Raw genomic sequence first — 13,873 nt, 5'->3', positions numbered from 1 at the left:
TGGCGCATGGGCTCCGCTATCTGCATGCTCGTGCCAGGACCAGGGCACGGCAAGGGACGGAGCAAGGAACGAGATGGCAGAGCTTGCGGACACGAGCCCGGTGATGATGGGACGCTCCGGGACCACGCGCAGGTCGTTCGTGACGGGTGGGTTGGTGCTCGCGGGCATCGGGCTCGGGGCGGGCAGGGCCTTCGCGCTGGACGCCGGCGACTTCTTTGCGCCACGTACCGACGCGGCCGGCACGTCGATGACGCATGAACGCTGGAGCCAGTTGCTCGCCACGTATGTCAAGCCGGGCGCCGACGGGCTCAACCGTGTCGACTATCGCGGCTGGAAGGCGCAGGGCCGGGCCGAACTCGCGGCCTATCTCAGCGAACTTGCAGCGGTCGACCCGAGGCAGCTTTCGCGTTCGCAGCAGTACGCCTACTGGGCAAACCTCTACAATGCCAAGACGATCGATGTCGTGCTTGACGCCTATCCGGTCGAGAGCATCAAGAAGATCTCGCTCGGCGGCAGTCTCCTGTCGACCTTCACGGGCGGTCCCTGGGACGCCAAGGTGGTCACGATCGCCGGTCAGGACCTCACGCTCAACAACATCGAGCACGACATCATGCGGCCCGGCTTCGGCGATCCGCGTGTGCACTACGCCGTCAATTGCGCTTCCGTCGGCTGTCCCAATCTCGGTACCAGCGCTTTCGAGGGCCCAACGCTCGAAGCCCAGCTCGAGGCCGGCGCGACGGCTTATGTCAACAGCGCGCGAGGCGTCTCCTTCACCGGAGGCGAGCTGACGGCGTCCTCGATCTACGACTGGTTCGCGGAGGATTTCGGGGGCGACGAGGCGGGTGTGCTGTCGCATCTGCGCAAGTACGCTGAGGGTGCGACCGGCGAGGCCCTGGCGCGCGCCAAGACCATCGACGATTATCACTACGACTGGAGCCTGAACGATGTCGCGGGCTGAGCGGGCGCAATCGCCGACCACGGTGACGAGCGATGGCCCGGCTCGGCCATCCTGGCGGGGAGATGAGAATATGACCGACTCGCCGCAGGATGCCCGGCCGGGCTCGAGCCTGAAACGCTTCGTGCCGCTCGCCATTCTGGCGGCGGCGCTGACCCTGGTCTTCTCGATGGGCTGGCACACAGCGCTCATCCGGGAGATCGGACTCAACCTCGGGGCCATCCAGGCGTTCGCCAGCGAGAACCTGCTGTTGGCGCTGCTGATATTCGTCGTTGCCTATGCTGTCGCGGTGGTCGTCATTCCGCCGGTCGGCTCGGTGATGACGATCGGGGGCGGGCTCGTGTTCGGCGCCCTCGCGGCGGTGCCAGCGACGGTCGTCGGGGCGACGATCGGGGCGACGGCGCTGTTCCTCATCGTGAAATCCTCACTCGGGGAAGCGCTGGCGGCGCGGGCAGGTGCCTGGGTGGAGCGATTGCGCGCCGGCTTTCAGGAGAACGCGCTGAGCTACATGCTGTTCCTGCGCCTGGTGCCGGCGTTCCCGTTTTTCGTGGTCAATGTGGTGCCGGGCCTCATCGGCGTGCCGCTCAGAACCTACGTGATCGGCACTTTTCTCGGCATCATTCCGGGAACGGCCGCCTATTCGTTGCTGGGTGAGGGAGCCGGAAGCATCTTCGAGAAGGCCAACGCCGGGTATCGGGCGTGCCTCGCGGCGGGCGGTACGCAAACCTGCCACTACGAACTCTCGCTCGGGGATCTCGTCACCGCGGAACTCGTTGCGGCCTTCGCGGCACTCGCCGTCGTCGCCCTCATTCCGGTCGTCATCAAGCGCTTCTCCGGGCGCAACGCGGGCGGCTGAGCGCGTCCGGCTATCGTGACGAACAACATCTGCTGTAAGAATTCGGGCTCGTGCGGCGCCGCCGATGTCGGTCGTGTCGGGGATCGGCCCTCAATAGGGAGCTAGGCATGGGCGAGTTGCTCAGACCGGATCTGTGCGTCATCGGTGGTGGCGCCGGCGGGCTTTCCGTCGCGGCGGCGGCCTCACAGCTCGGGACCAGCGTCGTGCTGATCGAGCGGGGCATGATGGGAGGCGACTGCCTCTATCGAGGCTGTGTGCCATCCAAGGCGCTGCTGGCGGCCGGCAAGCGCGCGCAGCTGATGCGCTCACAGGGAACGCGTGCCTTCGGCATCTCGCCGACCAGTCCGGTGATCAACCACGCGGCGGTACGTGACCACGTGTGGAATGTGATCTCCACCATCGAGCCCAACGATTCCGTCGAGCGCTTCACGGGCCTCGGCGTCAAAGTTATCCAGGAAAGCGGTCGCTTCAAGGACGCTTCGACGGTCGTTGCCGGTCCCTATGAGATCAAGGCGCGGCGCTTCGTCGTGGCGACGGGCTCCTCGCCGTTCGTGCCGCCGATCCCCGGCCTCGACAAGGTGACCTATTTCACCAACGAATCGATCTTCGAGAACGGCGAGAAGCTCGAGCATCTCATCGTCATCGGTGGCGGGCCGATCGGGCTCGAGATGGCGCAGGCCCATCATCGCCTCGGCAGTCGCGTCACCGTGCTCGAAGGCGCCAAGGCCCTCGCCAAGGACGATCCGGAGTTGACGCAACCGGTGCTCCGGGCCCTGCGTGACGAAGGCATCACCATCGAGGAGGGCGTGCGCGTCGAGGGGGTGGAGCCGGGCGGCAAGGGCGGCGTTCGCGTCGCCGTCTCGCGCGGAACCGAGCAGGGCGTCGTCGAGGGCTCGCATCTTCTCGTCGCCACCGGCCGTCAGCCCAACGTCGAGGGACTTGCCCTCGAAGCGGCTGGGATCCGCTTCGATCGCCGCGGCATCAAGGTCGGCGCCAACCTCAAGACCTCGAACTCCAAGGTCTGGGCGATCGGCGACGTCACGGGCGGGCTGCAATTCACGCACGTTGCGAACTATCATGCCGGGATCGTGGTGCGACAGGCGCTCTTTCGGCTGCCGGTCAAGGTGAACAACGACATCGTGCCCTGGGTGACCTTCACGGACCCGGAACTGGCGCACGTCGGGCTCAGCGAGGACGAGGCCACAAAGCGCCGGCTCAAGTTCGGCGTCCTGCGCTGGCCCTACCACGAGAACGATCGGGCGCAGGCCGAGCGCATCACCGGCGGCATGGTCAAGGTCGTGGTCGGGCGCGGAGGGCGGATCCTCGGCGCCACCATCATGGGCGACAAGGCGGGTGAACTGATCCAGATGTGGGCGCTCGCCATTTCCTCGGGTCTGAAGATCAAGGCGATGACGGCATTCATTTCGCCCTATCCGACGCTTTCGGAGGTGAACAAGCGGGTCGCCTACACGTACTTCCTGCCCAGCCTCGCCAATCCGCTGGTGCGGCGGGCGGTCGCGTTCCTTCGGCGCTTCGGCTGAGCCGGGCACGGCGGACCTGCGTATCGCTCTCGGGCGCCGGTTCGCACGGCGTGCTGGCATCGGGTTCGCAAGGGGTGGGCGGCGGGCGACCGGCGCCCGGACAGCGGCCGACGGCGGAAGCGAGAACGACGAGTGACTGGTCGATGGGCGTGAACGACGAGATCGAGACCCCCGAGGTCCAGCGTGCGCGCGGTGCGCACGGGGGCCGGCCGACCGGTTCCGTCGGACACATCGATGCCGGGGAGGACGCGGGGGCGCCCGCCGACGCGGCCACGGCTGGCGAGGCCCGGGCGATCGGCCCGGTGCCGGTCGGCGGTTCGCTCTCGCGCAAGCTGCTGCTGGTGACGCTCGCGGCCGTCATGGTGGTGGAAGTCTTCGTTTTCGTTCCCTCGGTCGCCAATTTCCGGCGCAACTGGCTGAACGATCGGCTGGTCGCCGCGCAGATCGCCTCGGTTGCCTCCGAACTCGCCGAGGACGGCACGCTGCCAATGTCGCTCCGCGACGAGTTGCTGGATTCCGCGCAAGTCAAGTCGATCGCCTTCCGGCGCGCCGACCAGCGGCGGCTGATCATCCGCGACGACATGCCGCCCGATGTCCATGCCTTCGTCGATCTCACCGCCGCCTCGCGCTGGGGGCTGGTGACGGACGCGCTCGCGGTGTTCGTTGCGCCCGAGGGCCGGATGATCGCGGTGCGCGGCAATCCGGGCTTCAGCCATGCCGACCTCATCGAGATCGTCCTGCCGGAAGCGCCCCTCAGGAAGGCGATGGTCGACTACGGTCTCAACATCCTGGGGCTCTCGATCATCATCTCGCTATTCGCGGCCGTGCTCGTCTATCTGGCGCTCAACGCGCTCTTCGTGCGGCCGATGCGGGCGATGATGCAGAACATGATCCGCTTCTCGCAGGACCCGGAGGATGCCTCGCGCATCATCGTGCCGAGCGGTCGGCGGGACGAGATCGGGCGTGCCGAGCACGAACTCGCCCGCATGCAGAGCCAGTTGCGTCAGTCGCTGAAGAACAAGGCGCGGCTCGCCTCGCTCGGCCTCGCGGTCAGCAAGATCAACCACGACCTGCGCAACATGCTGGCGAGCGCGCAATTGATCTCCGACCAGCTCGAGACGATCGAGCATCCGACGGTGCGCCGTTTCGCGCCCAAGCTGATGAACTCGATCGACCGGGCCATCCGGCTCTGCACCGACACGCTGCACTATGGCCGCGCCGAGGAACTGCCGCCGCAGCCGGTGCGCTTCCTGCTGCGCGATCTCGTGGCCGAGGTCGGCGAGGCGCTCGGGCTGCCGCGCGCCCGTGAGATCGAGTTCGACATGCGCGTGGCGGCGGGGTTCGCCGTCAAGGCCGATCGCGACCAGCTCTATCGCGTGCTCTCCAACCTCTGCCGCAATGCCCTACAGGCGCTCGACCAGCGGCGCGAGGAGGGCGGCGGGCGCGCACCGGTGCTCAACGGCGGAGAGCGCAATGCGAGCGCGGCGCCAGCCGACATGATCACGGTGCGGGCGGTGCGCGACGAGCGCGGTGTGGTGATCGAGGTTGCCGACACGGGGCCGGGCGTTCCGCCAGCCGCGCGCAAGGTGCTGTTCCGCGCCTTCCACGGGTCCGGCAAGCGTGGTGGCACCGGGCTCGGTCTCGCGATCTCGGCGGAACTGGTGCGGGCCGCGGGCGGATCCATCGAACTCTTGCCAGCGGGCGGCGAGGGGCTGACCGGGCCGGGCGCCACGTTCCGCATCGTGCTGCCGCACGCCTAGCAGGTCGGCGCGCCGCCTCAGGCGCCAGCGGGTGACGCCGGCCGCGCGGCGCCCCGTGCGGCGCCGGCTTTGCCCGCCGCGACCGCCCAGGCGACGATCGAGGGCACATCGCAGGCGATCTCGCACCCGAGGCCGCCATGAAAGGCCCGCCAGTCCGCATCGTATGGCTCGCGCACCGCCGTCAGCACCGGAACGCCCGCCGAGAGCGCGGCTTCGAAATAGGGCCGCAGCCCCCGCCCGACGCTTTCGGCGCGCCCGAAGCGGTTGATGACGAGGAGGTCGACGCGCGCTTCGATGGCCTTCTGGAGCGCCGGTTCGGCGAGCGAGAGGCCGCCTTCATCGAGCCGGCAGGCGGTGGCGCAGGGGCCGCGATCCTGCCAGATGTTGAATTCCTCGCCCGTTCGCAGGTCGACGACGACGGTGGTCGCCGCGCACGTGCCGCCGCGATCGCCGGTCGAGACCTGGAGCAGGCCGCCGATCGAGAGGCCATGCGCGCGCAGTTCGCGGCAGACGGCGCCGAGCACGCCGTCGATGTCGTGGCCACGCAGATAGCGGATCGCGGCAAGCTCGCTCATGTCGATCCCTCCGAGCGTTCGGGCGCGGGTCCCATGCGCCAGGGCCTCGGCGCCGGGGGTGGGGGCGCGGGCGGCCGGGCGTTGGCCGGCCGGAGACGGGCCCCGGCCCCCGGCCCCGCAGACGCCTCGTGGGCGCATTGAAGCCCAACCCGAGGGAAATGAGAAGCCCGGGTGCGTCGGTGGGGGAGGCGAGGCGGTTGCGCGAGGGCGAGGGAATTGGGCATGATTTCGGCAGCGGAAGAAGGGGCAGGGCGGGTATGGGGCGGAAGCTGCCGTAGCCGGTTGACTTGGCGGTCGCAGCGAGGTGGACTGCAATGCGTGAGGAGCGGAATTGAGCGGGTGCGACATGATCGGTGCACCGGATCAACGCGATTGACCCGGAGCGGCCCTGAGCAGGCCCAGCATGGCCGGCGCGATGGCGTCAGCGGTGCGGAGGAAGCGGTCATTCTAGGTCGACCATCATCCGTGACGCTGTTGTCGGGTCGGCGTGATCGCTCGACATCTGCAAGCGGACACGATCCCATTCATGGGGGCTTGGGGAGACACGTTGTTTCCTGTTCCGCAAGGGGCGCTTGGGCACAAACCAGGAAGCGTTCTCGACGGCAATTAATTCACCGACATGCTTGCGCCGCGAAGGCAAGGGCTACGCTCTGGTCGATCGCGCGTTCGTCATCGACGAAGGCAAGAACGGTCCTGGCGCGAGTTTGACCGATAAATCATGCCAGATTTGGGCGGGGACGGCGTTCGTGTGAACAGAGCATGGTTGTCCACGGTGCGTAAAGGGGCAGGCCGAGCACCGTGAGCCCCAGACCCCTTGAAGATGGTAACGGATCGAGGGCTCGAGCGACCAGGGACGTGGCGGACAGGTCGCCTCGGATGACAACGTCATCGGAAGTGGAACGGAATGACGAAGCTGAGTTGGCCGGCGGAAGCGCCGGCTGGAGGTTGGGGAAAGCCCCCGCGTCGCACCGCCGCGAGCGCACCGGCATCGAGGCGTGCATCGCCCGAGGATCGGGAGATCGACGCAAACCTCAACTGGCCCGACGACGTCAAGCCGAAGCTGATCACCGTCGTCCCTCGCGCGCCGACGCTTCGAGGGCTGCGCGAGAGGATGCGGGCACGCACCTTTGCGGCGTAGGAATTGATGGCGGTCGTGCTGGCCGACGTCTGCCTGCTTCCAGCACCTGAGCGACGCCCGGTACTGCCGCTTACGGCCGCCCCTTGTCGCTGCGGTCTGACGGCTCTTTGGCGCTCGGGGCGCTGCGCTTGTCGTGCAACGGCCACGCGACCCGCCGGGTTCGGCTTGGCTTCTCTGCTCGCGGTGGGGCGGTTGACGGTCCGGGCGCGTCGCGTGCTGCTGCGGTCCGGTGCGCGATCGCCCGTTGCCCGGCGGACGGGTCTGCGATCAGCGCGTGGTGGTGTCAGCTCGGCGGCGGCGTCCGGCGGCTCGATAGCCGCATGGCTCGACGGGATCGGCGTCGATGGCGTGGTGGCGGGCGGGGCGAACAATGCGATGGCGGCGGCCGGTTCGGTCGCGCGATCCGTCGCGGTCTGCGGGCGCAAGGTTGTCGGCTCGACCTGTGTTGCGGCGACCATTTGCGTCTCCACCTGCTCAGCGGCGAGATTCGTGGGGCGGACGACCTCGGCGGAGGGGCGCAGTTCGGCCGGCTCAAGCGGGGATTGCAGGACCCGCTCCGTCGCACGTGTCGTCGCCTCGACGGGGCGAACCGCTACCGGTGTCTCGGTCGCCTTATTGGCCTGGACTTCGATCGGAGCGCCGATGATCCCTCCGAGCGATGATGCACTCTCGACCGCGGCGCCCGATGGCGTCGCGGCCTCACCCTGCGGTCGGGCCACGGATGCAATGAACAGGGCGACGTGCAAGACGAGCGATGCCAGTCCGGCCGCCAGCCAGAGACCTGTGCCGCGCGGCGGCATCACGACGACCTCGTTCGCCGAGTGAGCAGCTTGATGTCCGTCAGCCCGGCGGCGGAGGCCATCGTGACGACAGCGACGAGGGGTTCGGCGGCGGCCCGGCGATCGGCGATGATCGTGACGGTTCGGGCGGGCTCCTCAGCCCACTGCGCGAGGGTTTCCCCGAGTTGGTCGAGGGCAATCGTCGAGTTGTCGACCTTCAGTGTACCATCTCGCGCGAGAAGAATGGCGCGCCGGACCGCTCCGGCAGTGACCAGAGCCTCGCTATGGGCCAGTTCGATCTCGCGATCGCTGTAGGGCCGAAGCGTGCTGGTGACGAGGAAGAAAATCAGAATCAGGAAGACGATATTGATGAGCGGAACGAGGTTCTCCTCGTTCGCGCCCGGCCGTCCGCGTCTCGTCTCGATGCCCATCACTTGAGGCTCCCGGTGTTGTTGTCTCAGCGCACCACCACGATGCTGGTCAGCGGGGCCGCCCGGGCGATTTCGAGGACCGTAACCACGTCCTGCACGCGTGCGCCTGCAAGGGGGCGAACGACGCCGCGCTTGCCGCCATTGCGTGACACCTCCTGAAGCGCCGAGGCCAGTTCATCGATCGTGACTGGGCGACCATTGACCGCGACCGTCTGCTCGCCGCGAACCTGGATCAACACCAATTCGTCAAGCTTCTGGGCTTCGCCACCCCGTGTCGCACCCGAAACCGAGGTTGCCGAAAACTCGAGGAACGTGGAGGCCAGCATGAAGAACACCAGGAGCAGGAATACGACGTCGATCAACGGCGTCAGACTGATGACCTGGCGCCTTCGCGTCTCGCTACTCAACCGCATAGTGCATCCTCTCGGCGCTTTGCCCGAAGTTGCCTGCGAGCCGCGTCGGATCGCCCTCGCTGGCGCGCCCCGTGAGCAGGCTGGTCACCGCGCTCTCCATCACTCCGCGCTCGGCCTCGATGCGCCCCTCGAGCCAGGCGCTCACGAAGGCAATTGGGATCGCCACGGCAAGACCAACCGCCGTCGTCATGAGTGCCACCCAAATGCCGCCGGCCAGCACCGTCGGGTCGGCGTCGGCGCCCGCGCTCTGGAGGGCTTGAAAGGCGCCGATCATGCCGAGCACGGTTCCGAACAGGCCAAGGAGCGGCGCGGCCTGCACCGTGACGTCGAGAAGGCGGAGATGGCGCCGGAGATCGGCGATGCTCTCCATGGCGAGCCGCTCGACGTCCTCGCGCACGTGACGCTCCTCACAACCCGACATCAGCCCGCACATGCAGCCGGCCAGCACGCGCGCGGCAGGCTGATGAACGGGCGTGAGGACCCGGCGAGCTTCCTCGCGGCGCCCGTCGAACCACAAACGCAAGGCCCTCTCGACCTTTCGACGCGAGCCTAGGCCAAGGCACAGGAACCGGACGATCTTCACGAGGATGACGGTCGTTGCAACGACCGACATCACCAAGAGCACGACGACCACGAAGCCGCCCTTGTCGATCAGCGACAGGGCGGGCGACAGATCGAGGCCGAACAACGAGAACGGCGTTGCAGCATCCGTCACTTCGATCGGGATTTCGCTGGTGGTCGGGAGTGTGGCTGCGGATGCGGTCGATGCTGGTTCTTGCAACAACTCCGTCGGGGGCGCAGTTGAGGGGTCTTGGCTTGCCATCGAATGTCTCGTCCGGTCTCGCGATCGTGCGTAATGCGGCGTGCTCGTCTCGCCCCGGGCCGATTGGCTCGAGCGCCAGGGCGAGCAATATCCGATCGGATGGGCCGGCGGCAGGAACGATCCGCGCCGGCCCGATCGATCGTGACCTAAGAAGCGTGGCTGCCCCGCTTGTGATCGACCTGCTCGTCGGACTCCTCATCGATCGGGGCGCCGGGAGAGTCGAAGTGCTCGCGCCAGGCGTTTATGGTCGCGAGCCCGAGGCTGTCGCCTCCGGCAGCGGCGGCCTGCGCGAGTTGTCGCAGCGTCACGCGGAGCGTAATGCGGCCTGCACGGCTCGCTGGCTCCTCATAGCTCGCCGGCGCTTGAGCAGCTGCAACTGCTGCAACGACCTCGTGTTTGATCGTTCGCAACTCTTCGGGGGCAAACGCCTCGACCAGATTCGAGAACCGCAGCGCGAGCTCCGCGTCGTAGGGCTGGGGATTGCCGAGACCATCTAGGAGTGGATTGCCCGGGTGCATATAGCCGCACGGCACGAGGCCAAATGGCACGGTGATATTGCCCGCATGGGTTTTTCCTGCTGCCATCAGTTTCGGCAGCACGTGGGTGTGGGGACCTGGAGGCGAGGCGCCTCCCGTTTCGGGACCACCGATCATCTGGTAGACTTCGACACGCCCCAGCGGTGTGACGGCGATGCGATGGGGATGAGCCTTCAGGATTGCCCCCATCGTTGGATTGCCAGTCTCGAACACCGAGCGACCCGCATTTTCCTCCAGAACTTCGATCAGCGCCGCATCACGGGTCCTGACCAGAAAATCGCACTGCTTGAGACCCAGCCCCATGTCGAATGCCGGGGCGCCTCGATCCTCGTCGCGGATCGCATCCTCGTCAGGACCGAGCGGCGTTACCACCTTTCGCCCGGCCATGACCGCGTCCGCCTCCGGCAAGCAGAGGGCAAGGCCCTGCCCCCAACGCTCCCGGTTCTTGGAGAGCTGTTCGTAGGCGATCGCTCGACATTGCGCGACCGCCTGTTCGTCGAGCCGAATCCCTCCCCGGGCGGTGGCGCGCGCAAGAGCGTCCGAGCGGTCGACCAGGAGGTTTTCCCCCACATCCTGATGGAATTCGGCAAGAGCGCCGAAACTCCCCATGCTCCAGCCGGTTCCGGCATCCTGAAGCGCCGAGGCGAGAACGTGGTCGAGGCGTGCATTCATTTCGTTCATCTCCCTTTCAAGCGGATTGACGTTCGGATGCGATGGCAGGCTCGCCCTTGATGAGCCGTTGCGGGATCACCAACAGAGCCCCGTCCGCGCTTTGACCGAGATGGACGTCGCAGCCATAGACGGCCGCCACCCGCTCGCGGGTGAGGACTTCGGCGGGGCGCCCGTCTGCCACCACGCGCTGCTCGTGCAAGAGCAGAAGGCGGTCGCACCAGCGGGCTGCGAGATGCAACTCGTGGATAGTCAGCAGGATGGTTTGTCCTGTCGTCGCCCGACGGCGCAAGAGGTCAAGCAGAGCGATCTGATGAGCCGGATCGAGACCACTCGTCGGCTCGTCGGCAAGAATGAGTGGCGCCTCCTGGGCGAGGGCCCGGGCGATCAGCGCGCGGGATCGCTCGCCTCCGGACAGCTCGCTGATAGGCCGCCGTCGCAGGTTCTGCACCTCTACGGCCGCCATCGCACGCTCGATGGCACATGTGTCTTGCGGCCCCGGCCGGCCGAATCCGGTCCGGTAGGGCAGGCGCCCGAGCCCAACAACCTTTTCGACGCTCATCGGCCAAGCCACGTCGCGGTCCTGAGGGATGAACGCGACGGTCCGTCCGAGGTCTCTGCCGGTCAGGTCGGTACGGCCGAGAAACTCGATGCGGCCGGTCGCCGGGATCAACCCGAGGAGTGCCGCGAACAATGTCGACTTGCCCGCGCCGTTCGGTCCCAGCACACCGACCACCTCACCGCGCGAAACGCGAAAATCGACCCCGCGCAGCACCTGCGACGAGCCCCGCCGAACGTCGAGTTGGCTGACGGAGAGGACCGTGGTCACAGCGCCTCCCTCCGCGTTCTGATGACCAACCAGAGGAAGAACGGGGCGCCGATGAGGGCGGTGAGCACACCGAGCTTGATGTCTCGCGACGGGGCGATCACACGCACGGCAATGTCCGCCGCGAGCACCAGCGTCGCACCACCGAGCGCACTTGCCGGGAGCAGCCGCGACGGTTGTGCCCCGACGAGCGGTCGCAGGAGGTGCGGCACGACGAGACCGATGAAGCCGATCGCACCGGCAACCGCCGTTGCCGCGCCGACTGCCATCGCGGAGCCGGCGACAACAAGTGCTTGAGTCCGTGTGGGACTGACCCCGAGCGTCGCGGCAACTGCCGGCCCGAGCGTCAGCGCGTCGAGCCCCCGCCAGGCCAGCAACAGCAACACCCAGCCAATCAGCATAAAGGGCGCGGCTAGCACCACGTGCACCATCGAGCGGTCTGTGAGCGAGCCGAGCATCCAGAACACGATCTCGAGGGCCGCGAACGGATTCGACGAGAGATTAAGCGCGAGTGTCGTGGCGGCTCCGGCAACGGAGCTGATCGCCACGCCGGCAAGGATCAGGGTCAGCGTTCCCGCATTCGGCCCGGCCAGTGCCCGCAGGACGACGACCGCGATGCCAGCGCCCCCCATGGCCATGAGTGGCAGAGCAATCGGCGAGGTGGTTGATAGCCCGCTGTAGATCGCCAGCACCGCCCCGAGCGCAGCCGTGGAGCTGATGCCGAGTATTCCGGGATCGGCGAGCGGGTTGCGCAGGTAGCCTTGTAGCGCGGCACCGGAGAGACCGAGCGTCGCCCCGATCATCGCACCGAGGATTGCCCTCGGCAGACGGATCTCCTGCATGACGAGACGGGCCGCCTCGTTGTCGCCTCCAAGCAGCGCATCGAGCGAGGTCGCCCAGGTCAGCGCGGCGGGACCGACGACGAGCGAGGCGGTGAAGCCCGTTGCGGCAAGCCCCGCAAGGCAAACGAGGAGGAGAGGAAAGGGCACTGTCACTGGCGTCTCGCCCCCTCGTCGAGGTTGGCAGGCGCGAAGGACGTGGTGGCGAGGGCTGGCGGCGCGATTGGCCTCAGGTCGAGGGATCGCGCGGCCTCGACGAGACGGCGAACGGCATGAAGGGTGAAGGGAAGCCCGCAGACCCAGTATTTGTCCGTCACCACCGCCGATGTGGTCCTCGATGCGACGGCCTCGAGGGCAGGATGCTCGAGTGCCACGGTCGCCTGCGTCCCCTCACGCCCGAAGCGTCGTCCGGTGACGACGAGATCGGGGCCGTTCATCACGAGGAGTTCCAGTGGCAGCGTGACCGTGCCCTTGAGACCGAGCCCGCTGCCGAGGTTGTCGAGTTGGGCGTGATCCACGACCTCTGCAGCAAGCGTGTTGTTGCCGGAGGTGTAGCTGTTGGCATAGTAGAGCGCGGCAATGGGACGAACAGGTTTGCGCCCGGCCTGGCCCTGACCCGCCTCCTCGGTGAGTGTCGCCAACTCGCGATCGAAGCCACCGATCAGGGCCCGAGCCGCAGCCTGTCGGCCGAGGACCTCGCCCATCCGCAGGATGTTGCTTCGGATGTCGGCGAACGAATTGGCCGGAGCGAATTCCTCCACGGGAAAGCCCAACCGCTTGAGCATCTCGACGGTGGCACGCGTGGTGAAGGTGCCGGCAATAATCAGGTCCGGCTGCATCAGGAAGATTTCTTCCGCAAGGCCATGATTGGGGACGAAGGCCCTGGCCTCGGCCGCGAGCACGGAGGTGTCGGCGCGGCTGGCGAGGTAGGAGACCGAGTGGAGCTGGCCGGGTGCCGCCAGCAGCATGGCGAGTTGGTCTGTGCACAGGTTCATCGAGACGACGCGCCGCGGCGGCTCGGCATGTACCGGCCCGGTCGGGGCGTCGAGTAGCGCAAACGACAGAGCCGCTGCCACGCCCCCTCGAACTGTCGTCCTCATGCGCGCCCCCTGAAGCCTGCCCCCTGCTCGTCGATCGGCTCCGGTGCGCGCCCGAGCCAGCGCTCGGCGATGCTGCGCCACATGGCGAGGCGCTCCCATCGAGGCTCGTTGGCGAGGGTGTCGTCATCGTCGATGAATGGGTTGGCAAAGAAGATTGAGATCATCGGCTCGTCCTTGCCGTTCCACATCTCGAAGCCCCAGGTGACGGGTTTTCCGTCTCGACCGTAGCCCCGGAAAATCTGTGCCTTGGACGGCCTGCGGTGGGCCCGCAGCTCCGGCGGCGTCGGAAAGGCCTCGCTTCCCTTGTTCTCGCCGATGCAGAGATGAAAATGCCCGCCGCGACCGAAGTGGACGGTGAGATAGCCATCCATCAGATCGATCTTGGTCGGCGCCGAAGGGCACTTCCATTCGTAGGCCGCACCCTGGATCAGGGGCCCGAAACGGATCCCCTCCCAATGCGTCTCGAAGATGTCGCGCAGGAAGGCTTCCAGCACCTGTTCGTCCGTCGGCACTCGCCACAACTCGCGCGAGATCGAACCATCGCCGGCGCGTAGCGTCTCGGTTGGCTCGGGCGAACATATGGGGAGCGCGATCATGTCCATTCCTCTCGTACCCCATTCCTCTCGTGCAGC

The 13,873-nt window shown here is 67.2% G+C and carries 14 protein-coding genes; 4 read left to right on the top strand and 10 right to left on the bottom strand.

Going from position 1 to position 13,873, the window contains the following annotated elements:
* Positions 1-73: 73 nt before the first annotated feature.
* The 4 genes from GC150_09730 to GC150_09715 all read left to right on the top strand — a co-directional run bounded on the left by GC150_09730 (position 74) and on the right by GC150_09715 (position 5,112).
* Positions 74-958, top strand: a complete 885-nt coding sequence (locus GC150_09730) for a DUF547 domain-containing protein (GenBank protein MBI1385178.1) — start codon at positions 74-76, stop codon at positions 956-958.
* The gene (locus GC150_09725; GenBank protein ID MBI1385177.1) at positions 945-1,811 is read left to right on the top strand and encodes a TVP38/TMEM64 family protein; all 867 of its coding nucleotides are present in this window, start codon (positions 945-947) and stop codon (positions 1,809-1,811) included. Before GC150_09730 ends, GC150_09725 begins: the two co-directional genes overlap by 14 nt.
* A 107-nt stretch (positions 1,812-1,918) precedes the next feature.
* Positions 1,919-3,352, top strand: coding sequence for a dihydrolipoamide dehydrogenase (locus tag GC150_09720; GenBank protein MBI1385176.1), 1,434 nt, complete (start codon positions 1,919-1,921; stop codon positions 3,350-3,352).
* A gap of 143 nt (positions 3,353-3,495) precedes the next feature.
* Positions 3,496-5,112, top strand: coding sequence for a HAMP domain-containing protein (locus GC150_09715; GenBank protein ID MBI1385175.1), 1,617 nt, complete (start codon positions 3,496-3,498; stop codon positions 5,110-5,112).
* Between the two features lie 17 nt (positions 5,113-5,129).
* Here GC150_09715 and GC150_09710 read toward each other — a convergent pair whose 3' ends face one another.
* The 10 genes from GC150_09710 to GC150_09665 form a co-directional block, all read right to left on the bottom strand.
* Complete coding sequence (locus tag GC150_09710; GenBank protein ID MBI1385174.1) at positions 5,130-5,687, bottom strand: DUF2478 domain-containing protein; 558 nt, start codon at positions 5,685-5,687, stop codon at positions 5,130-5,132.
* A gap of 885 nt (positions 5,688-6,572) precedes the next feature.
* A complete protein-coding gene (locus GC150_09705) occupies positions 6,573-7,625 on the bottom strand; it encodes a TonB family protein (GenBank protein ID MBI1385173.1) in 1,053 nt (350 codons plus the stop codon).
* The gene (locus GC150_09700) at positions 7,625-8,035 is read right to left on the bottom strand and encodes a hypothetical protein (GenBank protein ID MBI1385172.1); all 411 of its coding nucleotides are present in this window, start codon (positions 8,033-8,035) and stop codon (positions 7,625-7,627) included. Before GC150_09700 ends, GC150_09705 begins: the two co-directional genes overlap by 1 nt.
* A 26-nt stretch (positions 8,036-8,061) precedes the next feature.
* Positions 8,062-8,448 (bottom strand): biopolymer transporter ExbD, encoded by a 387-nt coding sequence (locus GC150_09695; GenBank protein ID MBI1385171.1) that lies wholly within the window; start codon positions 8,446-8,448, stop codon positions 8,062-8,064.
* The gene (locus GC150_09690) at positions 8,435-9,271 is read right to left on the bottom strand and encodes a MotA/TolQ/ExbB proton channel family protein (GenBank protein ID MBI1385170.1); all 837 of its coding nucleotides are present in this window, start codon (positions 9,269-9,271) and stop codon (positions 8,435-8,437) included. The genes GC150_09695 and GC150_09690 overlap by 14 nt, the downstream gene beginning before the upstream one ends.
* A 146-nt stretch (positions 9,272-9,417) precedes the next feature.
* Entirely contained in the window at positions 9,418-10,479 is a 1,062-nt protein-coding gene (locus GC150_09685) for a hypothetical protein (GenBank protein ID MBI1385169.1), read from the bottom strand.
* A 16-nt stretch (positions 10,480-10,495) separates the two neighbouring features.
* Complete coding sequence (locus tag GC150_09680) at positions 10,496-11,251, bottom strand: ATP-binding cassette domain-containing protein (GenBank protein ID MBI1385168.1); 756 nt, start codon at positions 11,249-11,251, stop codon at positions 10,496-10,498.
* Between the two features lie 50 nt (positions 11,252-11,301).
* The gene (locus GC150_09675; GenBank protein ID MBI1385167.1) at positions 11,302-12,297 is read right to left on the bottom strand and encodes an iron chelate uptake ABC transporter family permease subunit; all 996 of its coding nucleotides are present in this window, start codon (positions 12,295-12,297) and stop codon (positions 11,302-11,304) included.
* Positions 12,294-13,241, bottom strand: coding sequence for an ABC transporter substrate-binding protein (locus tag GC150_09670; GenBank protein ID MBI1385166.1), 948 nt, complete (start codon positions 13,239-13,241; stop codon positions 12,294-12,296). The genes GC150_09675 and GC150_09670 overlap by 4 nt, the downstream gene beginning before the upstream one ends.
* On the bottom strand, positions 13,238-13,843 hold the full coding sequence (locus GC150_09665; GenBank protein ID MBI1385165.1) for a hypothetical protein: 606 nt from the start codon (positions 13,841-13,843) through the stop codon (positions 13,238-13,240). The genes GC150_09670 and GC150_09665 overlap by 4 nt, the downstream gene beginning before the upstream one ends.
* Positions 13,844-13,873 lie beyond the last annotated feature (30 nt).

The organism is Hyphomicrobiales bacterium (assembly GCA_016125495.1).
Taxonomy (GTDB): Bacteria; Pseudomonadota; Alphaproteobacteria; order Rhizobiales; family RI-29; genus RI-29.
The sequence above is the reverse complement of the archived record's forward strand: the minus strand, read 5'-3'. Positions and strand labels throughout refer to the sequence as shown.